The following is a 25,583-nucleotide window of genomic DNA, read 5'->3' as shown; positions in this document are numbered from 1 at the left end:
TGGCGCGCGATAGCCAATCCGGCCCTTCGGCTCAACCTCCTATCCCGCAGTGCCGCAAAGCGCCGCCTGCCTGCCGGGCGCGCGCAGGCTGTTGTCGAGGTAATAGGCGATCGCCTGCGCCGCATAGTCGCGGTCCTTCGGGTCGGTGAGGAACGGCGCGGCGTCCTTCTGCCAACCTTCGATGCAGGCCCGCGCGGGCGCGCTGCTCTCCGCGCAGTCGACGAGGCGGCCGAAGGCGATCCGGTACGTCTCGAACTGCGCGCGGCTGAGCGCGGGGCCGTGGCCCGGGATCAAGGCCGTGAAACGGTGCCCGGCGATCGTGTCGAGCGAGCGGCGCCAGCCCTCGGCGCAGGCGGTGTCGAAATAGGGGACGGGGAGCACGACCAGGTCGCCGCTCACCAGCGTGTCCGACGCCGAGTCGTAGAGCCAGGTGTCGCCTGCGGTCGCGGCGTGGTCGGCGAGGTGGAGCTCGAGCCGGCCGAGCTTCATCGTGCCGGTGACGGGCACGTCGGGGAGCAGGTCCTTCCGATGGTCCATCGCTTCGAGGAACAGCGCGATGGAGGCCTTCTGGTCGGCGGGCGTGGCGGGATCGGCGTAGCGGGCCTTGGCGCGCTCGAGGTTGCGCGCGAGGAAGCCGTCGATCGCGCCGTACACCGCCCTGCCGGTGACGATCTTCGCGGCGGGATAGGCCTCGCGCAGCTCCTGGTTGCCGCCGCTGTGGTCGAGGTGCCAGTGGGTATTGACGATATAGCGGATCGGCAGCCCGCGCTCGCGGGCATAGGCGAGGATCCTGGCCCGGTGTTCCTTGTGCCGGCCGGTGTCGACGACGACCAGCCCGCCGGCATCCTCGAGCACGATCGTGTTGCCGTCGGGCTCGGCCTGGTCGATCCCGCCTGGGATCAGCTTCGGCGCGCGATCGGGCCCCGCCGCGGCGAGCAGCGGGAGCAGGGCGAGCGCGAGGAGCGGGCGCTTCGGCATCGCGCGATCCTAGGCCGGGCCGCCGGGGCCGCCAACGCGCGCGGCACCGGCTCGTCCCGCCCCGCGCGCGGCCCGAACCTCAGGCCTCGGCCACCGTTTCCCCGCCGCGGCCCCATTCGAGGTTGCGGGTGAGGAACATCACCGCGGCCAGCGCCGCGAAGAGCAGCAGCGAGCCCACGAGCAGCGCATAATCCTCGAGGCTGAGCAGCACGTACATCGTCGCATAGAGCGCGACGAGCAGCGCCGCGATCAGCAGCGCGCGCGCCCAACTGCCGAGCACCGCCGCCGAATAGGCGGTCAGCAGCCCGACGATCGCGCCCGAGGCGGCGAGATAGGCGACGAGGAACCCCATCACTTCGGCGAAGGCGAGCAGCATCACGAAGAACAGCACCAGCCCCGCGCCGACGAGCAGATACTCGACCGGCGAGACGCGCCGCCCGCCGATCACGTCGAACATCAGGAAGGCGAGGAAGGTGAAGGCGATGAACAGGAAGCCGTATTTCACCGAGCGGTTGATCTGCGCATAGACGTCGACCGGCTGGACGAGCTGAACGGCAGCCTCGGGCGTCGTGCTCTCACGGGCGTCAGGGCCGCGGACGAGCGCATAGGGGTTGGTCGCGATCACTGCCGCGGCCGGCGCCTCGAGGTCGGTGCGCGCGAGCAAGGTGGCCCCTAGCGCGAGGTTGCTGATCCGGTAGGTCGCGGTGAAGCCCTGCGCCGAGACCTGGCGCGCATCGGGCAGGAAGGCGCCGACGAAGCTCGGGTGCGGCCAGGGCGAGGTCAGCTTCCACTCGGTCTGGCCGGCGCGCGGCATCAGGCTGAGCTGGGCATGGCCGCGCACCCCGAAGGCGAAGCTTGCGGCGAGCGGCGCGGCCTGGAGCGACGTCGCGTCGACCGGCACGAAGAAGCCCGCACCGCCGGTCGCGGCGAGGCCGTTCCCGGGCTGCGGCGCGAGCGTCGTGCCGCCGACCGTCACGCTGCTCCCGGCGCGCAGCCCGCGCGGATCGGAGACGCCGAAGCGCAGCTCGGCGCGGTCGAAGGCGATCTGCTCGGGCTTGAGGTTGAGCCGTGCGAGATCGGCGGGAAGGCGGTAGCGCGCCGCGCCGCGGACCTCGGCCGAATAGACCACGGTCTCGTGGATCGACCGGCGCCGGCGCTCGGGCGCGACGCGCGTGTCGAGCGACAGCGCCTCGGGGGCGAGGTAGAGCTCGTCCCATTCCTCCTTGGTGCGCGTCTCGGCCTTGCCGTTGACCTGGACGGTCTCGCTGGTCTGCACCTTGTAGGGGAGCACGAGCACCGGCCCGGCGAGCCGCTGCGGCCCGCCCCAGCCTTGCGCGATCGACGCGCGCGCGGTCTCGGCCTGGTTCTCGCGATCGTAGACGAGGAGGTAGAGCATGAAGAGCGGCACCGCGAGCATCATCGCGGGAATGCCCGCGAGGATCAGCCGGAAGCCGGGGCTGCGCGTGATGGCGTTCATGGGTCACCTCGTCGGGGATGGACGGGCGCGAGCTTAGGGAGCAGGTGCGCCGCGGCGAAGCGCGTTTCCGGTACGAATCGCGTGCAGAAGCCGTGCAGCGAGCGCCTCGGGCGGCACCGCCACGCGCCGGGAAGCGCATTTCCAAACAGGCTCTTAGCCGTCATCCCGGCGAAAGCCGGGACCCAGGGCCACAAAGGTCATCGCTCGCCGCCCTGGGTCCCGGCCTTCGCCGGGATGACGGTTGAAGGGACGAGGGCCGCCCGATGATCGATCACACGCCCAAGTTCGGGGCGACGGCTCGCCGGACTGGAAAAGCCCGTCATCCCAACCGTCGATCCGCCCAGCCCTGAAGCCTAGGCCCGATTGGCCAGCACCGCGGCGAGCAGCCCGGGGAAGCGCGCCTCGAAGGCGTCGCGGCGCAGGCTGTTGACCATCTCGCGCCCCTCGGGCCGCGTCTCGATCAGCCCGGCCGAGCGCAGCACCTTGAAATGGTTCGAGAGCGTGCTCTTGGGGATGGTGTCGCACGGGCAGGCGGCAGTGCAGTTGAGCGCCTCGTCCTCGGCGAGCCGCGCGACCATCTGCAGCCGCACAGGATCCGACAGCGCATGCAGCGCCGCGGCGAGGCTCACGTCCTTGAGATCGGGGTGAAGCAAGGGTTGCATGCACCCGATATAGGAAAGCTTCGTCATTTTCATAGTTCCGGAATATTGAACTATCAAAACCGGCGCCCCATCTGCCGCTCCGACCCAAGGGCGCCGACGCGATTGCCGACGCGGGGGACAGGAGCAAAAAGATGAGCAAGAAACTTGCAGGCAAGCGCGCGTTCGTGACCGGCGGATCGCGCGGAATCGGCGCCGCGATCGTCAAGCGCTATGCCGCCGAAGGCGCCGACGTCGTCTTCACCTATGCCGGCAATCATGAGGCGGCCAAGGCGACGCTCGCCGCGATCGAGTCCGAGGGCGTGAAGGGCCTGGCGATCCAGGCCGACGCCGCCGATCCCGCGGCGGTCGAGGCGGCGGTGGCCAAGGCGGCCGAGACGCTCGGCGCGATCGACATCCTCGTCCACAATGCCGGCGTCGCGGGCTTCGCGCCCGTCGACCAGGAGAATTTCGCCGAATATCGCCGCATCTTCGGCGTCAATGTCGATGGCGTGGTCGCGGGCACGCTTGCGGCGCTGCCGCACATCCCCGACGGCGGGCGCATCGTGCTGGTCGGCAGCGTGGTCGGCGACGTCTCGCCGTTCGGCGGGCTCGGCAGCTATGCCGCGACCAAGGCGGCGCTGGCCTCGTTCGGGCGCTCCTGGGCGCGCGATCTCGGCCCGCGCGGCATCCTGGTCAACGTGATCCAGCCGGGCCCGATCGCGACGGACATGGCGCCGAGCGAAGGCGAGCTGCACGAGCTGCTGGAGAGCATCACCGTGCTCAACCGCTTCGGCAAGCCCGAGGAAGTCGCCGCGCTCGCCGCCTTCCTCGCGAGCGACGACGCTTCGTACATCACCGGTGCGGCGATCGACGTTTCCGGCGGCGCCTCGATCTGAGGCGTCCGGGCCGCCCTCCCTCCATCCCCAGGGGAGGGCGGCCTTGTTTCCGATTGCCCCCAAAACCGTCATCCCGGCGAAAGCCCGGATGACGGTTTATGTGGGGAGAGGGGCAGGCCCCTCAGATCACATCCAGCACCAGCCCCAGGTCGCGCGCTTCCTCGGCGTCGATGTACCAGTTCGAGGGCGCGCGCTCGCGGACTTCGTCGAAGTCGATCTTCGACCCCGCGACCAGGTCGCGGAACCCTTCCTCCTCGATCTTCACCGAATGCTCGATCTCGTGGAGCTTGGCCTTGATCGTGCCGACCAGCGACTTGAGCGGCCCCGAGAGCTGGAGCGTGCTCGTCATGATCCGCTCGTGCACCATGATCCGCGTGCCCTTGGTGAGGAAGCGCTTGTCGACCGGGAAGGCCGACATGAAGGTCGCCCCCGCCGAATAGACCGCGACCTTGCCGAGGAAGAGGATCTCGCGCTTCTGATAGTCGCGCAGCAGGCGGATCTCGTCGCCCATCAGCCGCGCAACCTCGGGGTCGCCGCCCAGCGTCGAGATCGACACCACCAGCGTGCCCTGTCGGGGCGCCGCGGCGAGCTGGTCGCGGAAGCTCGCGTACATCATCTGGTCGACGGTGCCCGACAGGTTGACGTGCGGGCTGCCGAGCAGCGGATATTTGACCGCATCCGCGGCTTCGGGCGCAGTGTCGTTCTCGGCGGAGCCGGCGAAGGGGGAAAGCAAGGTAGCCATGGCCGTCTGAACCGGCGCGGGCGCGGGAGGTTCCTCCACAGGCAGCGCCGGGGCCGGGACGGGTGGGGGCAGCGCCGCGGCCGACTTCGCCCGGTCGAGCGCGGCGACGCGGCTGCGGTCCTCGCGCATCTGGACGAAACGGTGGACCAGCGTCTTGAGCCCGAAGGCGAGCAGCACGCCCAGCGCCGCCTGGATCAGCCGGTTGCGCAGGCCGCCGGGAAGCACCTTGCTCACGGCCTGCGGGATCTGGTGCTCCAGGTCCCCCGGGATCAGCCGCTCGATCAGGGTCTCCTGGTCGGCCATCGGCCCGGCCTAATCGCCCTTGAGCGCGTCGGTCGCCGGCGCGCCCACCGGCGCGGTCGCGGGCGGCAGATGCGCCTCAAGGGGGCCGAGCCAGCTCTTCACATTGTCGCCGATGCTCACCTGGGGGTTCGACGGCTTGAGCTTGGCCGCGGTCTCCCAGCCGCCGATCATCGTGTCGGCCTCGTCGCCGGCAGCGGCGAGCGGCTGGGGCTTGCGCAGCGCATGGTTGACCAGCGCGTCGCCGAAGAAGGTCCAGTCGTTCTCGGCGCGGCAGCCGAACGACGTGCGGTCCGACGAGGCGGCGGTGAGCAGCGCGGTGTCGGCGCTCGCCAGGCTCGGGATGAACACGCCCGAGAAACAGGCGCTGAGCAGCAGCACGCGGCGCTGGATGCCGAGCTCGTCGAGCAGCGCCTCGAGTCGGTCGGGCGAAAGCAGCCCGAAGCCCTCGTCGCCGTCGTGATAGGCGATCCCCACCGGCGCGCCATGGCTGGTGGTGTAGAGGACGAGGACATCCTCCTTGGGGTCCATCAGCTCGGCGATCCGCGCGAGCACGAGGGTGAGCGACGTGAGGCTGCCGACCGCGAGCTCGTTGGGTCCGCGCCCGTCGGGGCCCGAGAGCGTGATGCTGCGCCCCTCGGCGGCGTAGCGGCGGGTGAGCACCTTGCCCGCCTCGCGCGCCTCGCGGGCGAAGACCGGATCGCTGTCGAGCGCGACCGACACGACATAGGCGTCGACCACGCCCTTGCGCTGCGGCTGGAGCGTGGCGAGCGCGCGGTCGAGCCTGCGGTGCTCGGCGAGCATCGTCTTGGCGGCGCGCCCGCGCTGGAGCTCGGGGCCGGCGGCGAAGCCCTTGGCGACTTCGGTCTGGTTGTCGCCGTTGACGAGGCCCGGCCAGCCGCTGCTGTGCCTGGGCACGTCCTGCGCCTGCGCGACGGCGGGCGCCGCGAGCGAGAGGACGAGACCAAGCGACGCAACGGCAAAGCGGACACGCATTCGCACCAACCCCCGGGACAGATGTTAACCACATCCCTCCGCGCGGTGGGGGTCGGAGTCAACCCGGATGGAACGCTCGCGGTCCGATTGCGGGACCCTTGTTCCCCTCGCTTCCAGGGAGGGGAGTCAGGCTAGCAGACCTCAGCGGTGTTCTTGGGGATCGGCCCGGGCGGCACGCGCGCGGGGTGCTGGTAGAAGGCGTCCGCCGCAATGTGATGGTTCGTGCCGTAAGCGCGGGCGAGCGCCGCGTAGAGCCCGGCATCGTAGCGCCGCAGATCGTCGTCGGAGAGCACTTCCACGCCGTCCATCACCGCGAGATAGTTGGAGTTGAACCAGGTCTGCGAGCCTTCGGCCCAATATTCGTCGACGTTGAGGCCGGCATATTCGCCCTTCCAGCGCCCCGCGCGCACGGCTTCGGCATAGGCGCGGTCGACATCGGCCGAGAGCGCGGGGTCGGCCTGGCGGATCGCCATCAGCACGTCGTGCGCGAACTCGTGGACGAAGATGTTCTCGCCATAATAGCGCGAGGAGCGGTCGCCGAGCAGGTTCTCGGTCGCGGCGGTGGTGTAGAGCCCGGCCATGCCGCGGGCGCGGGCATCCCAATATTGCCGGTCGGTGAGGCGGCCGATCCGCTCGTCGTAATGCTTCCGCTCGCAGAAGGTGAGCTGCGGCGCGTCGCGCGGCGGCTTCTTCCAGTCGCGCTGTTCGGGCAGGTCGGTGGTGGTCTCGTCGGGCGCCATCACGCCGACGCGCAGGTGCATCGCCACCAGCGCCGCGCGCAGGTCGGGCCGGTGCTCGAGCATCGCGTCGATGATCTCGCCGGTGATGCGCAACGCCCTGTCGGGCACCTTCGCCGAGGCGACCACGGGGATGCCCCCGGCGGAGAGATATTTGGCGTAGAAGGGATCGAGGCCGAGCGCCGGGGGCGGCGGCGTGATCGCTTCATCAACCCTCACCGGACCAAGGACGAACAGAATTGCAAAGAGATATCGTATCATCATGTCCGAGATTGTCGCGGATAGGAGCATCTTGAACAGGATTTCTTAATTCCTGTTGCTCACGCGCATGAACACCACGCACATATATCGGAATCCAGTCACAATCAGAGCGTTTACCGCGGCAAGTTCGTACAACGGTCCGCAGCGCACGAAGCTCTCCATTGTCTCGGGCACGCAGGCGGATCCGCTACTGATGGCGATGATGAAACTCGCGCCCGACACCGAAACGGCCATGAGCTTGAGAATATCCTCAAATACCGCTTTGTGGTGACCCATATGAAATGATTGAGGGATTTCATAGAATAATTCGCATATTTCGGGAGATACCGAAAGATCTCTGTCAACCGATCTGAAATATACGGGGTCAGCGAGAATCAGTATGGCGACGATGGCGCTAAGTAGTGCCATCACTCCGGTATGATGATCCCATCCGGTGAGTCTGCGTATAACATAAACAAATAAAACCGCCTGGCCGGCGCAAATGGCCAAAAACAAAAATCTATTCGAGACAATTGTTGCTCCAATAGGAGTCGAATTTGACCTGATCGTGATTTTTTGTCTTTTGTAGTTAGGGAGTGTTTTATAGGATATTATGATCAATACGGCGCTCGCGGTAGCAATAATTTTATCTGGGATATTCGTTATAGAAGAAGATAACAGGATAACCATCTTCTGGACTATACCCGTATCGGCATGAGTGATCCCGATCAGGGCCGCCGTAAGCACCCTATTGTTCGTTCCCGCCGCGGTATTGGCTCCGAAGGATAGGTTGTCCCCTGACGCCGGTAGAACGAATACGGTTATCGTCCACGCCGCCAAGGATGTCGCGAGTCCGGCGACTATACCGAGAACCATGATATTGAAGAATGCCCTGCGATAAGTCGCTCCGTCTCCCAGATTGAAGACGTAGCAGCCAAATATCGGCCGCCCGGTTCTCGGCAGGACCGCCCACACGAGCGCCCCGATGATGTTGACATATCCATACACAAGGTAGGTGGGGTCGTGGGCCAGGAGGCTGCCCAAAGCTCCGCTTGCAAGAGCCACGAGCATACCGGCGACGGCGCCACCCAGCAGGCTGGCGACAGCCGTTCCGATCATGTCGAAGAATAGAAGAGACCAGCTCAACCATTGGGTCAAAGCCAAGCCAAGCATGTTGATGCCGGTCGCGGCACATGCAAGCAGCAAAAAACGAAGCCAATATGGCGACTTATGAAGCCAACTTGCTAGGCTCATCCCCCGGCCTCCCCCTCTTGGGCCGGAGCATAGCAATGCAATCCCCAAACGCAATTGCTCGTAGAAAGCAGATGCTGTGGGCTCAAGTATCTATGGCGAAAAGGTCTCGATCCCGACGTTCAATACACCCGCTTCTTCGGCTTGATGTACTCGATCTCGTCGGTGAGCGTGTAGTCGTGGACCGGGCGGTAGTCGATCCTGACCTCGCCGCCCTTGCCGCCCCAGCCCTCGCAGGTCGCGATGGTGTGCTTCATCCAGGTCTTGTCGTCGCGCTCGGGGAAGTCCTCGTGCATGTGTGCGCCGCGGCTTTCCTTGCGGTTCTCGGCGCTCGCGATCGTCACCATCGCCTGGCCGAGCAGGTTGTCGAGCTCGAGCGTCTCGACGAGGTCGGTGTTCCAGATCAGCGAGCGGTCGGTCACCTTCACGTCGCGCATCGCGGCGTAGACCGACTTCATGTGCTGATAGCCCTCGGTGAGCAGCGCGCTGTCGCGGAAGACGGCGCAGTGCTTCTGCATCGTCTTCTGCATGTCCTTGCGGATCTCGGCGGTCGGCTCGGTCTTGTTGGCGTTGCGGAAGAAGTCGAGCCGGGTCAGCGCCATCTCCTCCGAGCCCGCGGGCAGCGGCGCGTGCGGCGTGCTGGGCTTGAGCGTCTCCTTGAGCCGCAGGCCGGTCGCGCGGCCGAACACCACCAGGTCGATCAGCGAGTTGGAGCCCAGGCGGTTGGCGCCGTGGACCGAGACGCAGGCCGCCTCGCCCACCGCAAACAGCCCGGGGACGACCGCGTCCGGATTGCCGTCCTTCAGCTGGACGACTTCGCCGTGGTAGTTGGTCGGGATGCCGCCCATGTTGTAGTGCACCGTCGGCACCACCGGCAGCGGCTGGCGGGTCAGGTCGACGCCGGCGAAGATCTTGCCGGTCTCGGTGATGCCGGGCAGGCGCTCGTGCAGGATCTTCGGGTCGATGTGGTTCAAGTGAAGGAAGATATGGTCCTTCTCCTTGCCCACGCCGCGGCCCTCGCGGATCTCCATCGCCATCGAGCGCGCGACGACGTCACGGCTGGCGAGGTCCTTGGCGGAGGGGGCATAGCGCTCCATGAAGCGCTCGCCCTCGGAGTTGGTGAGATAGCCGCCCTCGCCGCGCGCGCCTTCGGTGATCAGCACGCCCGCGCCGTAGATGCCGGTCGGGTGGAACTGGACGAACTCCATGTCCTGCAGCGCCAGGCCGGCGCGCAGCGCCATGCCGTTGCCGTCGCCGGTGCAGGTGTGCGCCGAGGTCGCCGACTGGTAGACGCGCCCGCCGCCGCCGGTCGCCAGCACCACCGCATGGCTGCGGAAGCGGTGGATCGAGCCGTCCTCCATGCACAGCGCGATCACGCCCCGGCAGGCTCCGTTCTCCATGATCAGGTCGAGCGCGAAATATTCGACGAAGAAATCGGCCGAATAGCGCAGGCTCTGCTGGTAGAGCGCGTGGAGCATCGCATGGCCGGTGCGGTCGGCCGCGGCGCAGGTGCGCTGCACCGGCGGGCCCTCGCCCATGTTCTGCATGTGCCCGCCGAACGGGCGCTGGTAGATGGTGCCGTTGTCGTTGCGGCTGAACGGCACGCCGGCGTGCTCGAGCTCATAGACCGCCGCGGGCGCCTCGCGGACCATGTACTCGATCGCGTCCTGGTCGCCGAGCCAGTCCGAGCCCTTGACCGTGTCGAACATGTGCCACGACCAATGATCGGGCGAATTGTTGCCCAGGCTCGCGGCGATGCCCCCCTGCGCCGCCACGGTGTGGCTGCGGGTGGGGAACACCTTGGTGATGCACGCGGTCTTCAGCCCCGCTTCGGCGATCCCCATCGTGGCGCGCAGCCCCGAGCCGCCGGCACCCACGACGACGGCGTCGTAGCTGTGGTCGATGATCTTGTACGCAGCGGGCATGGGCTGGGCCTCAGGCAGGAGTCGAGGTGAGGGCGATCTTGAGGATCGAGAAGAGCGCGGTGACCGCGATCGCGATCGTGAAGAAGTTGAGCAGCACGATCATCACGATGCGCGTCTCGTCGTGCTGGTAATCCTCGATCACGACCTGGAGGCCCAGGCGGATATGGTAGCAGACGGTGCCGACCAGCAGGATCAGCGGCACCGCGGCGAGCGGCGACGAGAGCCAGGCGGCGATCGTGGCATAGTCATAGGCCGGGAGCAGCGCGACGCTGATCACGAACCACAGCATGAGGACGAGGTTGGCGCCGGCGGTCAGCCGCTGCTGCCACCAATGGTGCGCGCCTTCCTTGGCGGAACCGAGCCCGCGGACCTGGCCGATCGGGGTGCCGTTACCCATTGAGCTTCTCCCAGAGCAGGATCCAGAACGCCAGCGTGGCGACGATGCCGAAGACGAAGGCGGCGATCGAGCTGGCCTTGTTGCCCTTCAGCTCGAAGTTCGCGCCCTCGTCGAGGAAGAAGTGGCGCACGCCCGAGCCCATGTGCTGGAACAGCGTCCAGCTGAAGCCGATGCCGAACACCCAGCCGACGACGTTGAGCTTGCCCGACTGGTAGGTAAACACGTCGAGGAACTCGCCGTACATCGCCGGGCCGGCGGCGAGCGAGACCAGCCACCAGGTGAAGACCAGCGCGCCGATCGTGCCCATCACCGTGCCGGTGGCGCGGTGGATGATCGAGACTGCCATGTGCGGGCCCCATTTATACGCCGTCAGGTGCGGCGAAATCGGGCGATCGGGTTTGTCGGGGCTGGCCAAGGGCGTTCCTTTCGGGTCGTCGCGGGCTTCATTAGAGCCCAGCGCACGGGATGCAAGTGCAGCGCAGCGCGTGCGGGTCCCGGGGCGGCTTGCGGGGCGTGCCGGTCCGCGGGTTGCAAAATAGGAGTTGGGGCGCGAGCGTGGCTGCCGCTCTTTCGCATCGTCGAGCCGCCACAGCGCCCATCGAGGGCCGCGCGCGTTCGCGCATCCCGAACGGGATTTTTTCGCATGGTTGGTGTCAATCGTGTAAACTGTATTGCGCGAACAACACGCCTGATCCCGTGCCGTCCGGTTGCCGCCCCCTAACTCGCCCTTAACCAGTTGCGGACTAGCGTCGTCGCAAATCGGGTTGGGCTCGCCTGCCCGGTGGGGGACTCGAACATCGATGAGCGCGACCTTGACCAAGCATCTTCCCGCCCCCGGCGCCATGGCGGCCGAGATCGACATCCGCTCACGCCTGCGGATCTTCGATTTCGACGGCTCGCTGATGCATTCGAGCCGCGAGGCGTGGGACGTGCTCGAGCCCGAGATCCGCGCGATCGCGGACGCTTACTGGCAGCAGTGGCTCCGCTGCTTCGCCGATCAGCGCAACTGGGCTCCGGCCGAGACCGAGAAGATGGTCGACGTCGGCGTGGTGTTCCTGCGCAACCGCTTCCTCGACACCTCGGGCACCGCCTGGGTCGAGTCGATCGAGCGCTCGGTCGCTGCCGCTTACTCCGAGAACGTGCCGCCGATGGCGCTGCTCTCGATGATCAGCGCGAGCGACCGCGCCGCGCTCGAAGTGCTGATGCGCCGGCTGGGCTCGGACAGCCCCAAGCTCGCGACGCTGATCGACACGCTGATGCGGCTCTCGGCGCTCGAGGGCGACATCACCGTCGAGCTCTACAACCTCTATCGCGAATACAACGCCCAGGCCGACCGCGACCGGCTCGCGACGCAGTTCCGCGACTCGATCGGCAGCACCGTCCAGCGCGCCTCGCGCGAAGGCGAGCAGCTGCGCGTCCAGGCGATCCACACCTCGGCGGCGGCGCGCGGCATGCTCGGCAAGGCCTCGGAAGTCGCTGCGGCCGCCGAACAGTCGGCGGTGGCGATGCGCGAGGCCGCGTCGACCGCGGCGGGCCTCATCCGCGCGATCGAGGACGCCCGGATGGAAGTCGAGGCCTCGGCCGACATCGCGACGCGCGCCGCCGGCCAGGCGGGCGCGGCGGTGACGATGTCCGAGGCGCTGTCGGACCATGCCAAGTCGATCGAATCGATCCTCGGCCTGATCCGCGACATTGCCGGCCAGACCAACCTCCTCGCGCTCAACGCCACGATCGAGGCGGCGCGCGCTGGCGACGCGGGCCGCGGCTTCGCGGTGGTCGCGCAGGAAGTGAAGTCCCTCGCCAACCAGACCGCGCGCGCGACCGACGATATCGCCGCCAAGATCGCCTCGATCCAGTCGGCGACCAAGACCACGGTCGAGACCAACGCGTCGATCCGCACCACCGTCTCGGAAGTGCAGGAGAGCGCCAACCGCATCCGCGCCGCGATGGAAGTCCAGGCGCAGACGGTGACCGCGATCACTGCGGCGGTCGACGAGACGGCGCTCGCGGCGGATTCGATGTCGGCGACGATCGGCGCGATCCGCGAGGACACCGAAGCCGTCGCCAGCGAGATCGACCGCGTCGGCCAGGGATTCACCGCGCTCGATGCCGAGCTCGGCAGTCTTAAGGGTAGTGCAAGCGACTTCATCGCGAAGGTCGCGGCATAGGAGAGAATTGGATGGCACGTCAGGGGAAGGCGGGAGGGGCGGAACGTTCGAAGCCCATCGCCGAGCAGCTCAAGGAATTCGACTGGGACGGCCAGATCGCCGCGTCGTGCGCCGAGATCGCCGAGGTCTTCCGCGACCATTATCGCGAGATCGCCGAGGCCTTCTGGCGCCATTTCCTGTCGCTGCCCGCCGCGCAGCGCCTCGCCGCCTATCTCGAAGGCCCGCGCCTCGAGGAGCAGATCGAGCGCAGCATGGCCTATACGCGCACCAAGTACGAAGCGCCGTTCGACGACGCCTGGATGGACTGGAGCTTCCGCCAGGCCGAGGGGGGGCATAACGCACATGTGCCGCTGCCGGCGATGCTCGTCTCCTTCTCCTATGCCCATAGCGTCGAGATGCGCATCCTCCAGGAACGCGTCGGCCACGATCCCGAGAAGCTCGCGCGGCTGTGCGACGTGGTCCAGCGGCTCGCGCTGCTCGAGGCCGACCTGATGGCCTGGTACATCGCGCCCGAGTCGCGCGACGAGCGCAGCGAACGCAGCGAGCGGTCCGAGCATTATCGCGGCGCGATCGCCGAATCGATCGAGATCGCCACTGCGCTCGGCAACCGCATCCGCGTCCAGGCGCAGGGCGCGTCGAGCTCGGCGCGCGGGATGCTGGGCAAGGCGAGCGAAGTCGCCGCGGCGGCGGAGCAGTCGGCGGTGGCGATGCGCGAAGCGGCGTCGACCGCGGCGGGACTGATCCGCGCGATCGAGGATGCGCGGCTGGAAGTCGAGGCTTCGGCCGACATCGCGACGCGCGCCGCCAGCCAGGCGGGTGCCGCGGTGACGATGTCCGAGGCGCTGTCGGACCATGCCAAGTCGATCGAATCGATCCTCGGGCTGATCCGCGACATCGCCGGCCAGACCAACCTCCTCGCGCTCAATGCGACGATCGAGGCGGCGCGCGCCGGCGACGCCGGCCGCGGCTTCGCAGTCGTGGCGCAGGAAGTGAAGAGCCTCGCCAACCAGACCGCGCGCGCGACCGACGACATTGCGTCGAAGATCGCCTCGATCCAGTCGGCGACCAAGACCACGGTCGAGACCAATGCCTCGATCCGCACCACCGTCTCGGAAGTCCAGGAAAGCGCCAACCGCATCCGCACGGCGATGGAAGTCCAGGCGCAGACGGTGACCGCGATCACCGCGGCGGTCGACGAGACCGCGCTCGCGGCGGATTCGATGTCGGCGACGATCGGCGCGATCCGCGAGGACACCAAGTCGGTGACCAGCGAGATCGACACGCTCCAGCGCGACGTCGCCGAAGTCGACGACCGGCTCCACCGCCTGCGCGAAGCGACCGAGAATCTGTCGAGCAGCGTCGCGGCCTGATCGGGCTGCTTTCGCCCGCGGGAGGAGTTCGCTAGGGCGCGGCGGATGACCCCCGCCCATATCCTCGTCACCGGCAGCAGCCGCGGCATCGGCGCCGCGATCGCCGCGACGCTCGACGCCGCCGGCGCACGCGTCGCCGGCCATGGCACAGCGAGCGGCCTCGCCGCCGATCTCTCGCAACCCGGCGCCGCGAAGGACCTGTGGGCGCGCGCACTCGCCGCGCTCGACGGCCGGATCGACGTGCTCGTCAACAACGCCGGCGTGTTCGAGGCCGCCCCGCTCGACCTCGACGATGCCGACTGGCTCGCGGCCTGGGAGCGCACGATGCGGATCAACCTCACTGCCGCCGCCGAGCTGAGCCGCCTGGCCGTCCACCACTGGCAGGCCGAAGGGCGCCCCGGCCGCCTCGTCAACGTCGCCAGCCGCGCCGCCTATCGCGGCGACAGCCCGGCGCATTGGCATTATGCCGCGTCCAAGGCCGGCATGGTCGCGATGACCAAGACGATCGCGCGGGGCTATGCCGCGCAAGGCATCCTCGCCTTCGCGATCTGCCCCGGCTTCACCATGACCGGCATGGCCGAGGATTATCTCGCCAGCCGAGGCGGCGAGAAGCTGCTCGCCGATATCCCGCTCGGGCGCGTCGCCGATCCCGAGGAAGTCGCCGCCATCGCGCGCTTCTGCGCACTCGAGGCACCCCCTTCGATGACCGGCGCGGTGCTGGACGTGAACGGCGCCAGCTACGTCCGTTGAGGTCTCCGCCCCGCCGGGCGGCGAATCAGCCGGTCCCGGACGATTGGCTCGCCGCGATCAACTGCCGCTCCGCCTGTCGCGCGGTCGATCGGCCGACGCCCTGCGCGAGGACATAGCCCGCGACGCCGCCCAGCAGCGTGCCGAGCGTATTCTCGCCGATGCGGTCGTTCACGGCGAGCATCGTGATCACGCTGAGCAGGAGGATGATGGTCACGAACTGGGTCGCTTGTCCCGTGGACACCCATTCGATCTGGATCTCGGTCTCGAACTGCTTCACGACATACATGATCGCGAGGCAGAATAGGCAGATCGCCGCGACCACCCAAGGCAGCGAACTCACCGAATTGATGTTGCGGAGGCGGCTGTCGATCTGGCTGTTGAGCGCGGCCCGGCTCTGCTTGAGCTTCTCGGCGACCTTGACCACGCGATCCTTGAGCGCGGCGAACTGCTTCAACTTGTCGCTGGCGGCCTTGATTTCGCGATCGGCATGGCGCTTGATCTCGACATAATTGGCGTCGCCCGTGCGCATCCTCGCGATTTCGAGCTTCAGCGCGGCGCAGGTCTGCGGGTTGGCGGCTCTGCTCCGGATGGCGGGCGGCAAGTCCAGCAACCGAAACCGCGTGGCCGTCGTGGAGAGATTGCCGCAGTCGATCGTCGCCACCGAATTGCGCACCTCGTCGATCCGGGCGTCGAGCTGCAATGCGTTCTCGTCGTCGGCGGCGCCGCTGGAGATGCTCTCCGAATTGCTGTTGAGCTCGCCAAGTGCCTGGTTCACGCGCTGAAGTCGCTGGAACAGGTCCTTCACATCCGATATTTTCGCCGTTTCCTTTTCGCTGTTGATGTCGGCGACTTCTTCGACGCGCTTGATCGCGGCTTCATATTCGGAGGGTTCGGTGGCGGCGCCGAATCCGAAATCATCGTTCCCTTGGGCGATCGCCGGCGAGGCAAGCAGCGCCAGCAACGATGCGAGGACGACGATCAGCATGCCCGATGTCGGCACCGTCTTCATCCTATAGTCCCCCGTTCGGTTCCTCGCCGAAGAATAGCGTCGAAATGCAAGCGCAAGTAAATCCGAAATCCGCGCCGATATCGAGCTTCTGGCGGACCGTCGTCGACCGCGCTATCGGGCGCGGATGGCAAGCTGGAAAGTCACGCTCCCCTGCACTCGCGCCGAGGCCGAGTCGCTCGACGTCGAGGATGTGGCGCTTCTCGCGATCGATCCGCTGCCCGTGCTGATGACCAGCGAGCGCGTGCCCGATGATCCGTCGAGCTGGCAGGTCGAGGCCTATTTCGAAAGCAAGCCCAACAGCGGCGCGATCGCCGCGGTCCAGTCGCTGGTGCCGAGCGCGAAGGGGCGCCGCCTCACGGCCGAGCGCATCCGCGACGCCGATTGGGTGACGCTCAGCCAGGCGGGGATCGAGCCCGTCCACGCCGGCCGCTTCTACGTCCACACCGCGACCAACAAGGGCACGCCGCCCGCCGGCGCGACGGTGTTCCGCATCGACGCGGGCCTCGCCTTCGGCACCGGCACGCACGAGACGACCTCCGGCTGCCTGGTCGCGCTCGACCGGCTCAAGGCGAGCGGCGCGCGCTTCCACAATCTGCTCGACGTCGGCACCGGCACCGGGCTGCTCGCCTTCGCGGCGATGCATCTCTGGCCGACCGCGCAGGCAACCGCGTCGGACATCGATCCGCGCTCGATCGACGTGACGGCGGAGAATGCCGCCTTCAATGGTGTGTCGCTTGGCGAGGCGCCGGGGCATCTTGCGCTGGCGGTGGCGGCGGGGCTCGATTCGGCGCTGATCGTGCGCCGCGCGCCTTATGACCTGGTCATCGCCAACATCCTTGCCGGGCCGCTGATCGAACTCGCCCCGAGCATCGCCGCGGCGCTGGCCGAAGGCGGCACGCTGATCCTTGCGGGGCTGCTGGGCAACCAGGCCGAGTCAGTGGCGCGTGCCTATCGCCGCCAGGGCCTGCGTCTGGTGGCGGACGCCCGCCGCGGCGACTGGCCGACGCTCCGCCTCGTCAAGCGCCCGCGCTACGGCGCCGCCCGCGTCACCCGCCCCGGCCCGCATGGCCTCGGCGAGCGGCCGGGGTTCGGGAGCTGGTGAGCCGACTCAGGCCTTGCTGATCGTGACGCCATCGAAGGTCATGAAGACCAGGGTGGTGCCGGTGGGCCCTCGATAGGCGCCTTGAGCGCAAGCAAGATGACATGCCAACGCCGTAAAGTTCCACGCGTCAGCTTCCTCGACGGCGACCTTGCGGGTCGTGAGGACTTCCAGCCCATGCCTCGCACCGAAGTCGCGGACCAGTGCTGCGTGTTTGGAAACGGGGGCAGGCACCGAGGGATGATCCCAACCCCAGAGCCAGCTTCCGTCCTGGCTGTTATAGGTGCCGATCACCTGCACGGGCGCGCTGATCTGCCAGCCGCGATCGTTGTTGAAGCGGATAATGCCGGCCTCCAGATCGACCGAATAGTCACCGCCGGAGCCGAGCCCCCAGGTTTCGACAGCGATACTGGTCTTCAAGCTAAGTTCTTCGGCCGCCCGTTCGAATACGGCGTCGATGTCGGCGTCTTCCGAGGCAGGGGTGTCGACGGCTGGTTCCCGCTTGCTGCCACCAAACAGCTTGTCGAGGAACTTCATGCGTCGCGACGTCGGGCATAGTCCTGCGTGCCGCGCGTGATCACGCGGTCGGTCGGCAGGATCTCGGCGATCGGGATGTCGGGTTGCGCGAGGATCTCGGCGTAGAGCGGCGCGAAGTCGGTCTCGAGCGTGACGCGGAGCAGCTCGTCGAAGCTCGGGATGACGAAGTAGTTCTGCTGGAAGTCGTCGATCCGATAGTCGGTGCGCATCACCCGCTTCAGGTCGAAGCCGATGCGGTTGGGGCTCGGGTCCTCGAGCGCGAAGATGCTCTCGGCCTTGCTCGAGACGATGCCCGAGCCGTAGATGCGCAGCCCCTCGGGCTCCTCGATCAGCCCGAACTCGACCGTGTACCAGTAGAGCCGCGAGAGTTGCTTCAATGCCCCCAGCTCGAGCGCGCGCATCCCGCCGCGGCCATAGGCGGCGGCATAGTCGGCGAACACCGGGTCGGCGAGCATCGGGACATGGCCAAACACGTCGTGGAAGACGTCGGGCTCCTGGATATAGTCGAGCTGGTCGCGCCGGCGGATGAAATTGCCCGCGACGAAGCGGCGGTTGGCCATATGGTCGAAGAACACCTCGTCGGGGACCAGCCCGGGTACTGCGACCACCTGCCAGCCGGTGAGCTTCATCAGCCGCTCGGACAGCTCCTCGAAATTGGGAATGCCGCGCTCGGAAAGCTTGAGCGCGTCGAGCCCGGCAAGCCACGCCTTGCTCGCCCGGCCGGGGAGCAATTTCGCCTGACGCGCAGCGAGGATGTCCCAGGTTTCATGCTCCTCGGGCGTGTAATGCGCCCAATTCTGCGGGACGGTCCAGTCGGGCGCAGCTTCGGGGGGCGGTGCGTTCAGGACATGCGTGTCGGCCATGGTCGCGTCCTAGCATGATAAAGTTTCAAATGATACGACCGGAGCGGACCTGTCGTGGCGCGGCTGCGTTGAGACGACGTGGACATATGGTGCGATTCGAGGGATGCCTAGGCCCATGAACCTGCTCGCCGCCCGCTCGGCCGACATGCCGCCCAACAAGCTCGCGATGGCCGCCGAATGCCCGCGCGCGGTGCGCAACGGGCTCGCGCTGCTGCTCGCCTGGCCGCAGCTCAAGGCGGCGCCGCGCGGCGACGGGCGGCCGGTGCTGGTGCTGCCGGGCATCGTCGATTCCGACGGCGCCTATTTCGTGATGCACCGGCTGCTGCGGCGCTGGGGCTATCGCGCCTATGGCTGGGGGCTCGGCGCCAACCTCGGCGTACGCACGATCGGCCGCGACGCAGAGCATCTGGTCGCGCGGATCGAAGCGATCGCAGCGGAGGCCGGCGAGCCGGTGACGCTGGTCGGCATCTCGCTCGGCGGAATCATGGGCCGGGTGATGGCGCGGCGCCGGCCCGAGCTGGTCCGCGAAGTGATCACGATCAGCTCGCCCTATGCGGGCCCGCCGACTTCGACCAACGTGTGGCGGCTGTTCGAGCTGCTGACCGGCGAGAAGATCACCGATGAGTCGGTGACGGCGTTCCAGCAGGAAGCCGCCTCGCCGCTTGCGGTGCCCGCCACCGCGATCTGGAGCCGCAGCGACGGAATGGTGAACGGACTCATCTGCCGCAACGAGCATGCGCGCGGCATCGAAATCGAGTCGAGCCACTTCTGGGTGCAGATGCATCCGGACGTGCTGATGGCCGTCGCCGAGACGCTGGCCGGGCAGGCGACGACGCACTAGCGGGCGCTGCCGCGCGGGCGGCGCGGGTTTGACGCGAACCCGCGTCGCCCCCAGATGGGCGTCATGCCCGCCGAAGTCGCTGCCCGCATCGGCCCGATCCTGCCCTGGCTCGACCTGTTCGGGATCGCCGTCTTCGCCGCCACCGGCGCGCTCGCGGCGGCGCGGCACCAGCAGACCTTCGTCACTGCGGCCTTCTTCGCGCTCGTCACCGGCGTCGGCGGCGGCACGGTTCGCGACCTGCTGATCGGCGCGCCGGTCTTCTGGGTGCATAATTCCACCGTCGCGGCGCTCTGCCTCGCGGTCGCGGGGATCATCTGGACGACGCCCGCCGCCTGGTGGCGCGGCCCCGCCTTCGACTGGCTCGATGCCGCCGGGCTCGCTGCCTATGCCGCGTTCGGCGCCGCCAAGTCGCTCGGCTATGGCGTCCCGCCGGTGCCGGCGATGGTGATGGGCGTCGTCACCGCCTGCGCCGGCGGGATCATCCGCGACATGCTCGCCGGCGAGCCTTCGATCCTGATGCGCCCCGAGCTCTACGTCACCGCGGCCGCGCTCGCCTCGCTGCTCCAGGTCGGGCTGACGCTCGCGGGGCTGCCGGTGTTCCTCGCCGGGCTGGTCGCCGCCATCGCCGGCTTCGCGCTCCGCGCCGCGGCGATCCACTGGAAGCTCGGGCTGCCGACCTATCGCAAGTGACTTGATTGATCATTCAACCAAGCTTATCGACTCGGGCGGGGAGGAACCTGCCGTGCTTCGTCTTGCCGTCGCTGCCTTGCTCTTCACCGTTGCGCCTGACGCCCGGCAGGACCGTAGCCATGTCGACGAGAGGCTCGCCCCGCTCGACTTCCTCGTCGGCCATTGCTGGCGCGGCACGCTGCCCACCGGCGAGGCCGACGTCCATTGCTTCCGCGCCGGAGCTGACAGCGTCACCGACCATCATGACGTGCTGCGGGCCGGCAAGCCCGTCTATTCGGGCGACACGCTCTACCGCTGGGACGCGGCCGCCGGCGCGATCGCCTTCACTTATTCGAGCGTCGGCAAGGTGATCGGCCAGGGCCATGTCCGCCCGATCGAAGGCGGGCTCGACTTCGGCAGCTCGGACTATGGCGACGGCGCCGACAAGGTGACGATCGCCACGCGCTGGCTGCGCGTCGGGGGCGACGCCTATGACGCGATCGACAGCTCTGCCAACCAGGCCTTCGCGCGCACCACCCGCTACACGCGGGTCGACTGACTCGTCCCGAAGGCCGGCTTGCAATGTAGGATTCCGCCTGCTTGGCTGGGTGCGCCGGGACGCTCCGGCCGCTCTTTGAAATCTGGAAGCAAGGCGCAAAATCCCGGCGACGGGTCGTGACTCTTGTGACTTTTCGAGTCGCTACAGCAGCCCCAGCGCGCGGAAGCTGGTGACGCCGCTGCGCGCGACGACGAGATGGTCGAGCAGCCGCACCCCCAGCGGATCGAGCGCACGCGCGAGCAGCCGGGTCGCTTCGCGATCGGCGTTGCTGGGAGTTGCGTTGCCGCTCGGATGGTTGTGCGCCATCACCACGCCGCGCGCGTCGAGCCGGAGCACGTCCGCCACCACGTCGCGCACCGGCACGTCGAACCGGTCGCGATAGCCGGCACGTTCCTCGCGCATGCCGAGCACGCGATGCTCTGCGTCCAGGAAGACGAAGGCGGCGACTTCGGCCTCTTCCTCGGCGAGCGGCGCGAACAGCGCGCTGGCCTCGGCGCTGTCGGCGAGACGATCGAGACTTTGGAGCAACGCCGACCAACCCATCGCCGGGGCATGCACGGTGCAGCCGTGCAGCCGAAGCGCTACCGCGTTCGCTTTGGAGGCACCGAGGTCCGCTTTGGAGGCAATGCGCTTGGCGGCGCCGCGCCGCATCGCTAGGCTAGGGCATGCGCCAGTATCTCGACCTGATGGCCCGCGCGCTCGACCAGGGCAGCCCGACGATGGACCGCACCGGCACCGGCACGCTCAGCGTGTTCGGCCATCAGATGCGCTTCGACCTGGCCGAGGGCTTTCCGCTGCTCACCACCAAGAAGCTGCATCTGCGCTCGATCATCATCGAACTGCTCTGGTTCCTGCGCGGCGACACCAACGTCCGCTGGCTGCAGGACCGCAAGGTGAGCATCTGGGACGAATGGGCGGCCGAGGACGGCGAGCTCGGCCCGGTCTACGGCAAGCAGTGGCGCGACTGGGAAGCCGCCGACGGCCGCCGCATCGACCAGATCGCCGAGCTGATCGAGACGCTCAAGACCAACCCCGCCTCGCGCCGGATGATCGTCTCGGCCTGGAACCCCGGCGACCTCCACGCGATGGCGCTGGCGCCGTGCCACTGCCTGTTCCAATGCCATGTCGCCGACGGCCGCCTCAGCCTCCAGCTCTACCAGCGCTCGGCCGACATCTTCCTCGGCGTGCCGTTCAACATCGCGAGCTATGCGCTGCTCACGCACCTGCTCGCCGAGCAGGCGGGACTCGAGCCCGGCGAGTTCATCTGGACCGGCGGCGACTGCCACCTCTATTCGAACCACCTCGACCAGGCGCGCGAGCAGCTGGGCCGCACGCCGGGCCCGCTCCCCCGGCTCGAGATCCTCCGCAAGGCGGCGTCGATCGACAGCTACGATTATGAGGACTTGGTGATCCACGGCTACGAGGCCCAGCCGCACATCAAGGCGCCGGTGGCGGTCTGAGCGTGTCCGTGATCAGCTTCCATCTCGCTCGCGCGGACAATGGCGTGATCGGGAGCGACGGCAAGCTCCCCTGGCACCTCCCGGCCGACCTCAAGCGCTTCAAGGCGCAGACGATGGGCAAGCCGATGGTGATGGGCCGCAAGACCTTCGAGAGCTTCCCCGGCCCGCTGCCCGGCCGCCGCCACATCGTGCTGACGCGCGACCGGGCCTGGCACGCCGAGGGCGCCGAAGTCGCCCACAGCCCCGAGGAAGCGGTGGCGATCGCGGACGCTCCGCAAGTCGCGGTGATCGGCGGGGCGGAGGTGTTCGCGCTGTTCGCCGGCCTGGTCGACCGCGTCGAGCTCACCGAAGTCCATGTCGCGGCCGAGGGCGATGCGGTGGTGCCGCCGTTCGTGCCCGCAGAATGGCGCGAGACGGCGCGCGAGGATCATGAGAGCGAAGCGGGGCGCCCCGCCTACAGCTTCGTCACGCTGGAGCGGATGCGATGATCAGGAAATTGCTGACGGGCCTCGGCGCGGTGCTGGTGCTCGCCGCGGTCGGCTTCTTCTGGCTGGCACCCGGCATCGTCGAGCGGGGCATGAACAAGGTCGAGCCGACCGAGCACCCCAAGGTGAGCGACGCGACACGCAAGCTCCACGCGAGCCTCGAGATCGCCGACATGCATGCCGACACGCTGCTGTGGTCTCGCAGCCTGCTCGCCGCCTCGCACCAGGGCCAGGTCGATCTGCCGCGGCTGGTCCAGGGCAACGTCGCGCTCCAGGTCTTCTCCTCGGTCACCAAGACGCCCAAGCACCAGAATTACGACGCCAACACTGGCGACACCGACAACATCACGCTGCTGGCCTTCGCCCAGCTCCAGCCGCCGCGGACCTGGACCTCGCTGCTCGAGCGCTCGCTGTGGCATGCCGAGAAGCTCAAGCGCGCTGCGGCGAATTCGGACGGCAAGCTGCGCGTGATCCTCACCGCCGCCGACCTCGACAAGCTGCTCGCCGATCGCGCCGCGGGCAAGCAGGTGGTCGGCGGCATGCTCTCGATCGAAGGGCTGCAGGACCTCGAGGGCAAGCTCGACAACCTCGACCGGCTCCACGACGCGGGCTTCCGCATGGCGGGCTTCGCGCATTTCTTCGACAACGACGTCGCCGGCTCGATGCACGGGGTGAACAAGGGCGGGCTCACGCCGCTCGGCCGCCAGGTGCTCGCGCGGATGGAGAAGCTCGGCATGATCGTCGACGTGGCGCACGACAGCCACCAGACCGTCGCCGAGATATTGAAGGGCGCGCGACGGCCGGTGGTGTCGAGCCATGGCGGGGTGCAGGCGACGTGCAAGGTCAACCGCAACCTCACCGACGACGAGATCCGCGGCATCGCCCGCACCGGCGGGGTGATCGGCATCGGCTATTGGGACGGCGCGATCTGCTCGACCAGGCCGGCGGATGTGGCAAAGGCGATCGCTTATGTCCGCGACCTGGTGGGGATCGACCATGTCGGGCTCGGCTCGGACTTCGACGGCGCGGTGACCACGGGGATCGACGCGTCGATGCTCGTCGAAGTCACCCAGGCGCTGGTCGACCGCGGCTTCACCCCCGAGGACATCCGCAAGGTGATGGGTGGCAACGTCCTCCGCGTGATCCGCGCGGGCATCGTGCCGGGGCCCTGAGCGGGATTTGCTTCCGCGTCGTCCGCCCCTATAGGCGCAGCCCATGGAGCGGCTGGACGGCGGCTCGGCGGTTCCGAGCGGGCTGCGCGGCGGCATCGTCGCGCTGGGCAATTTCGACGGGTTTCACCTGGGGCATCAGGCCGTGGTGGGCCGCGCCGTCGAGCGGGCGCACGCCGCCGGTCGCCCGGCGATCGTCGCGACCTTCGACCCGCACCCCAAACGCTATTTCCGCCCCGACAGCGACTGGTTCCGCCTCACCACCATGGAGCAGCGCGCGCGGCTGATCGAGACGGCGGGTGCCGATGCGATGCTCGTCTTCCACTTCGACGCCGAGCTCGCCGCGCTGAGCGCCGAAGCCTTCGCCCGCGACCGGCTGGCCGGCGCGATCGGCGCCGCGGGGGTGGTGACCGGCGGCGACTTCACCTTCGGCAGGGGCCGTAGCGGCGACGTCGCGACGCTCGCCGAGCTGGGCCGGTCGCTGGGCTTCGAAGCCGAAGTGGTGCCGCCGGTGGCGCTCGACGGCGAAACCGTGTCCTCCACGCGCATCCGCGCGCTGCTCCAGCAGGGCCATCCGCGCGGAGCGGCGCGGCTGCTCACTCGGCCCTTCGCGATCGAGGGCGTGGTCGAGCACGGCGCCAAGCTGGGTCGCGAGCTCGGCTTCCCGACGGCGAACCTGAGCATCGGCAAATATCTCCGCCCGGCCTATGGCATCTATGCGGTGCGCGGGCGGCTCGCCGACGGGCGCGTGCTCGACGGGGTCGCGAACCTCGGCATCCGCCCGAGCTTCGATCCGCCGGTCGAGCTGCTCGAGAGCTATTTCTTCGACTTCGACGGCGATCTCTACGGCCAGGCGATCGAAGTCGCGCTGGTCGACTATCTCCGCGCCGAAGCCAGGTTCGACAGCCTCGACGCGCTCAAGGCGCAGATGGACCTCGACGCGGCCGAAGCACGCAAGCGGCTCGCTGAAGCATGACCGCCTTCCCTTAATCGTCATCCCGGCGAAAGCCGGGACCCAGGGCCACGAGCGATGTCTTCTTTGATCCTGGGTCCCGGCTTTGGCCGGGATGACGGTTGGTTCGGTCAAACCTCAAGGCTGCGGCGGCACCAGCCCTGAATCGACCAGCCAGTCGGTCAGCCGGTTGGGCCAGTATTTGAGCCCGGGCCGCTCGGTGCGGCCCACGCCCATGTTGAACGCATGGCCGCCGCGCGCGAAGAGGTGGACTTCGTTGGGCACGCCTGCCGCACGCAGTTTGCCGACCAGCTCGAGCACGGGCGCCGAGCAGCATTCGTCGTCGCTCGCCGCCACCAGGAAGGCCTGGGGCGCAGTCTTCGGGATCACCGGCGGGATGCCGAGCGGGCCCGGGTAGACGAGGATCTGGAAATCGGGCCGCGCACTCACCCGCTCGATCGGATCGGCCGCGCCGGGCTTGCCGTCGAGCGTCGCGGCATCGGCGTTGGCGACCATCGAGACGAGCTCGCCGCCCGCCGAAAAGCCCATCAGCCCGAGTTTGTCGGGGTCGATCCCGAAGTCCTTCGCCCGCGCGCGGACGAGCCGCATCGCGCGCAGCGTATCGCCCCTGGCGGTGCCTTCGATCGTATAGGTCGAGCCTTCCTGCCGCGCGAGGCGGTAGCGGAGGACGAAGGCGGTGACGCCGAGCTTGGTGAAGTATTTCGCTGGCGCCTCGCCCTCGGCGGTGATGACCAGCAGCCGGTGCCCGCCGCCGGGCGCGATCACCACCGCGGTGCCGTTGGCCTTGCCCGGCTCGGGGCGATAGATGGTGACAGAGGGATCGTGGATGTTGTTGACCCAATAATCCTGCGCGACTTCGGCCTCGCCGCGATGCGCCTCCGAGCCGGGCGCGCCGCCCGGCCAGAGCGGCACGCGCTCGGGCGCCGAGGCCTGGGGTGCGAATGCGAGCAGCAGCGCCGCGAACCAGGCTTTCATGGGTCCCCTCCCGTCTTGTTCGAGCCGTCATCCCGGACTTGCCTCGGCATGGCGACTGCGACCTTAGTCGTATTCC

General features: G+C 68.1%; 27 protein-coding genes. 12 read left to right on the top strand and 15 right to left on the bottom strand.

The window, feature by feature from the left end; all coding sequences use genetic code 11:
- Positions 1–39 precede the first annotated feature (39 nt).
- The 3 genes from J7495_RS14015 to J7495_RS14005 form a co-directional block, all read right to left on the bottom strand.
- On the bottom strand, positions 40–978 hold the full coding sequence (locus J7495_RS14015) for an MBL fold metallo-hydrolase (RefSeq protein ID WP_294057242.1): 939 nt from the start codon (positions 976–978) through the stop codon (positions 40–42).
- 79 nt (positions 979–1,057) lie between these two features.
- Positions 1,058–2,455 carry a cell envelope integrity protein CreD gene (gene creD / locus J7495_RS14010; protein ID WP_294057241.1) on the bottom strand — a complete coding sequence of 466 codons (1,398 nt, stop codon included), beginning with the start codon at positions 2,453–2,455 and terminating at the stop codon, positions 1,058–1,060.
- A 353-nt stretch (positions 2,456–2,808) separates the two neighbouring features.
- Positions 2,809–3,117: a metalloregulator ArsR/SmtB family transcription factor gene (locus J7495_RS14005; protein ID WP_294057240.1), complete on the bottom strand. Its 309-nt coding sequence runs from the start codon at positions 3,115–3,117 to the stop codon at positions 2,809–2,811.
- Between the two features lie 131 nt (positions 3,118–3,248).
- On the opposite strand from J7495_RS14005, the gene J7495_RS14000 reads away from it, so the two are divergent.
- On the top strand, positions 3,249–3,992 hold the full coding sequence (locus tag J7495_RS14000; RefSeq protein ID WP_294057238.1) for an SDR family oxidoreductase: 744 nt from the start codon (positions 3,249–3,251) through the stop codon (positions 3,990–3,992).
- A gap of 121 nt (positions 3,993–4,113) precedes the next feature.
- Here the strand turns inward: J7495_RS14000 and J7495_RS13995 are convergent, their stop codons facing one another.
- The 7 genes from J7495_RS13995 to sdhC all read right to left on the bottom strand — a co-directional run bounded on the left by J7495_RS13995 (position 4,114) and on the right by sdhC (position 10,995).
- The gene (locus J7495_RS13995) at positions 4,114–4,734 is read right to left on the bottom strand and encodes an ATP-dependent Clp protease proteolytic subunit (protein WP_294057307.1); all 621 of its coding nucleotides are present in this window, start codon (positions 4,732–4,734) and stop codon (positions 4,114–4,116) included.
- 312 nt (positions 4,735–5,046) lie between these two features.
- On the bottom strand, positions 5,047–6,030 hold the full coding sequence (locus J7495_RS13990; protein ID WP_294057236.1) for a C13 family peptidase: 984 nt from the start codon (positions 6,028–6,030) through the stop codon (positions 5,047–5,049).
- A 131-nt stretch (positions 6,031–6,161) separates the two neighbouring features.
- On the bottom strand, positions 6,162–6,986 hold the full coding sequence (locus tag J7495_RS13985; RefSeq protein WP_294057234.1) for a glycoside hydrolase: 825 nt from the start codon (positions 6,984–6,986) through the stop codon (positions 6,162–6,164).
- A gap of 87 nt (positions 6,987–7,073) precedes the next feature.
- Complete coding sequence (locus J7495_RS13980) at positions 7,074–8,261, bottom strand: hypothetical protein (protein ID WP_294057233.1); 1,188 nt, start codon at positions 8,259–8,261, stop codon at positions 7,074–7,076.
- 119 nt (positions 8,262–8,380) lie between these two features.
- Positions 8,381–10,183, bottom strand: a complete 1,803-nt coding sequence (gene sdhA / locus J7495_RS13975) for a succinate dehydrogenase flavoprotein subunit (protein WP_294057232.1) — start codon at positions 10,181–10,183, stop codon at positions 8,381–8,383.
- Between the two features lie 10 nt (positions 10,184–10,193).
- A complete protein-coding gene (sdhD, locus tag J7495_RS13970) occupies positions 10,194–10,580 on the bottom strand; it encodes a succinate dehydrogenase, hydrophobic membrane anchor protein (protein ID WP_294057230.1) in 387 nt (128 codons plus the stop codon).
- Positions 10,573–10,995: a succinate dehydrogenase, cytochrome b556 subunit gene (gene sdhC, locus J7495_RS13965; protein WP_294057229.1), complete on the bottom strand. Its 423-nt coding sequence runs from the start codon at positions 10,993–10,995 to the stop codon at positions 10,573–10,575. The genes sdhD and sdhC overlap by 8 nt, the downstream gene beginning before the upstream one ends.
- Before the next feature lie 385 nt (positions 10,996–11,380).
- On the opposite strand from sdhC, the gene J7495_RS13960 reads away from it, so the two are divergent.
- The 3 genes from J7495_RS13960 to J7495_RS13950 are packed head-to-tail and all read left to right on the top strand — an operon-like array spanning position 11,381 to position 14,868.
- Positions 11,381–12,748, top strand: coding sequence for a methyl-accepting chemotaxis protein (locus J7495_RS13960; protein WP_294057228.1), 1,368 nt, complete (start codon positions 11,381–11,383; stop codon positions 12,746–12,748).
- Positions 12,749–12,759: 11 nt separating this feature from the next.
- Positions 12,760–14,118, top strand: coding sequence for a methyl-accepting chemotaxis protein (locus tag J7495_RS13955; RefSeq protein ID WP_294057226.1), 1,359 nt, complete (start codon positions 12,760–12,762; stop codon positions 14,116–14,118).
- 45 nt (positions 14,119–14,163) lie between these two features.
- Positions 14,164–14,868 carry an SDR family oxidoreductase gene (locus J7495_RS13950; RefSeq protein WP_294057225.1) on the top strand — a complete coding sequence of 235 codons (705 nt, stop codon included), beginning with the start codon at positions 14,164–14,166 and terminating at the stop codon, positions 14,866–14,868.
- A gap of 25 nt (positions 14,869–14,893) precedes the next feature.
- Here the strand turns inward: J7495_RS13950 and J7495_RS13945 are convergent, their stop codons facing one another.
- Positions 14,894–15,877 carry a hypothetical protein gene (locus J7495_RS13945; RefSeq protein ID WP_294057224.1) on the bottom strand — a complete coding sequence of 328 codons (984 nt, stop codon included), beginning with the start codon at positions 15,875–15,877 and terminating at the stop codon, positions 14,894–14,896.
- 124 nt (positions 15,878–16,001) lie between these two features.
- On the opposite strand from J7495_RS13945, the gene J7495_RS13940 reads away from it, so the two are divergent.
- Positions 16,002–16,979 carry a 50S ribosomal protein L11 methyltransferase gene (locus tag J7495_RS13940; RefSeq protein WP_294057222.1) on the top strand — a complete coding sequence of 326 codons (978 nt, stop codon included), beginning with the start codon at positions 16,002–16,004 and terminating at the stop codon, positions 16,977–16,979.
- Positions 16,980–16,985: 6 nt separating this feature from the next.
- Here the strand turns inward: J7495_RS13940 and J7495_RS13935 are convergent, their stop codons facing one another.
- Positions 16,986–17,513, bottom strand: coding sequence for a DUF6882 domain-containing protein (locus J7495_RS13935; protein ID WP_294057220.1), 528 nt, complete (start codon positions 17,511–17,513; stop codon positions 16,986–16,988).
- Positions 17,510–18,376: a phenylalanine 4-monooxygenase gene (gene phhA, locus J7495_RS13930; RefSeq protein WP_294057219.1), complete on the bottom strand. Its 867-nt coding sequence runs from the start codon at positions 18,374–18,376 to the stop codon at positions 17,510–17,512. The genes J7495_RS13935 and phhA overlap by 4 nt, the downstream gene beginning before the upstream one ends.
- 103 nt (positions 18,377–18,479) lie before the next feature.
- Here phhA and J7495_RS13925 point away from each other — a divergent pair, with 103 nt between their 5' ends.
- The 3 genes from J7495_RS13925 to J7495_RS13915 all read left to right on the top strand — a co-directional run bounded on the left by J7495_RS13925 (position 18,480) and on the right by J7495_RS13915 (position 20,445).
- Complete coding sequence (locus J7495_RS13925; protein ID WP_294057217.1) at positions 18,480–19,217, top strand: alpha/beta hydrolase; 738 nt, start codon at positions 18,480–18,482, stop codon at positions 19,215–19,217.
- A 63-nt stretch (positions 19,218–19,280) separates the two neighbouring features.
- The gene (locus tag J7495_RS13920) at positions 19,281–19,907 is read left to right on the top strand and encodes a TRIC cation channel family protein (RefSeq protein WP_294057215.1); all 627 of its coding nucleotides are present in this window, start codon (positions 19,281–19,283) and stop codon (positions 19,905–19,907) included.
- A 52-nt stretch (positions 19,908–19,959) separates the two neighbouring features.
- Positions 19,960–20,445 (top strand): hypothetical protein, encoded by a 486-nt coding sequence (locus J7495_RS13915; protein WP_294057212.1) that lies wholly within the window; start codon positions 19,960–19,962, stop codon positions 20,443–20,445.
- 141 nt (positions 20,446–20,586) lie between these two features.
- Here J7495_RS13915 and J7495_RS13910 read toward each other — a convergent pair whose 3' ends face one another.
- Positions 20,587–20,988 (bottom strand): JAB domain-containing protein, encoded by a 402-nt coding sequence (locus J7495_RS13910; RefSeq protein WP_294057211.1) that lies wholly within the window; start codon positions 20,986–20,988, stop codon positions 20,587–20,589.
- Between the two features lie 122 nt (positions 20,989–21,110).
- Here J7495_RS13910 and J7495_RS13905 point away from each other — a divergent pair, with 122 nt between their 5' ends.
- The 4 genes from J7495_RS13905 to J7495_RS13890 are packed head-to-tail and all read left to right on the top strand — an operon-like array spanning position 21,111 to position 24,535.
- Positions 21,111–21,905, top strand: coding sequence for a thymidylate synthase (locus J7495_RS13905; protein ID WP_294057210.1), 795 nt, complete (start codon positions 21,111–21,113; stop codon positions 21,903–21,905).
- Between the two features lie 8 nt (positions 21,906–21,913).
- Positions 21,914–22,393, top strand: coding sequence for a dihydrofolate reductase (locus tag J7495_RS13900; RefSeq protein ID WP_294057306.1), 480 nt, complete (start codon positions 21,914–21,916; stop codon positions 22,391–22,393).
- On the top strand, positions 22,390–23,562 hold the full coding sequence (locus tag J7495_RS13895) for a dipeptidase (RefSeq protein ID WP_294057208.1): 1,173 nt from the start codon (positions 22,390–22,392) through the stop codon (positions 23,560–23,562). Before J7495_RS13900 ends, J7495_RS13895 begins: the two co-directional genes overlap by 4 nt.
- Before the next feature lie 43 nt (positions 23,563–23,605).
- Entirely contained in the window at positions 23,606–24,535 is a 930-nt protein-coding gene (locus J7495_RS13890) for a bifunctional riboflavin kinase/FAD synthetase (RefSeq protein WP_294057207.1), read from the top strand.
- Positions 24,536–24,649: 114 nt separating this feature from the next.
- On the opposite strand, the gene J7495_RS13885 is transcribed toward J7495_RS13890, so the two are convergent.
- Complete coding sequence (locus J7495_RS13885) at positions 24,650–25,507, bottom strand: alpha/beta hydrolase (protein WP_294057205.1); 858 nt, start codon at positions 25,505–25,507, stop codon at positions 24,650–24,652.
- Positions 25,508–25,583: the final 76 nt, after the last annotated feature.

This window comes from Sphingomonas sp., assembly GCF_017745215.1.
Lineage (GTDB): Bacteria > Pseudomonadota > Alphaproteobacteria > Sphingomonadales > Sphingomonadaceae > Sphingomonas.
This window is presented reverse-complemented; position numbering and strand designations above follow the sequence as displayed.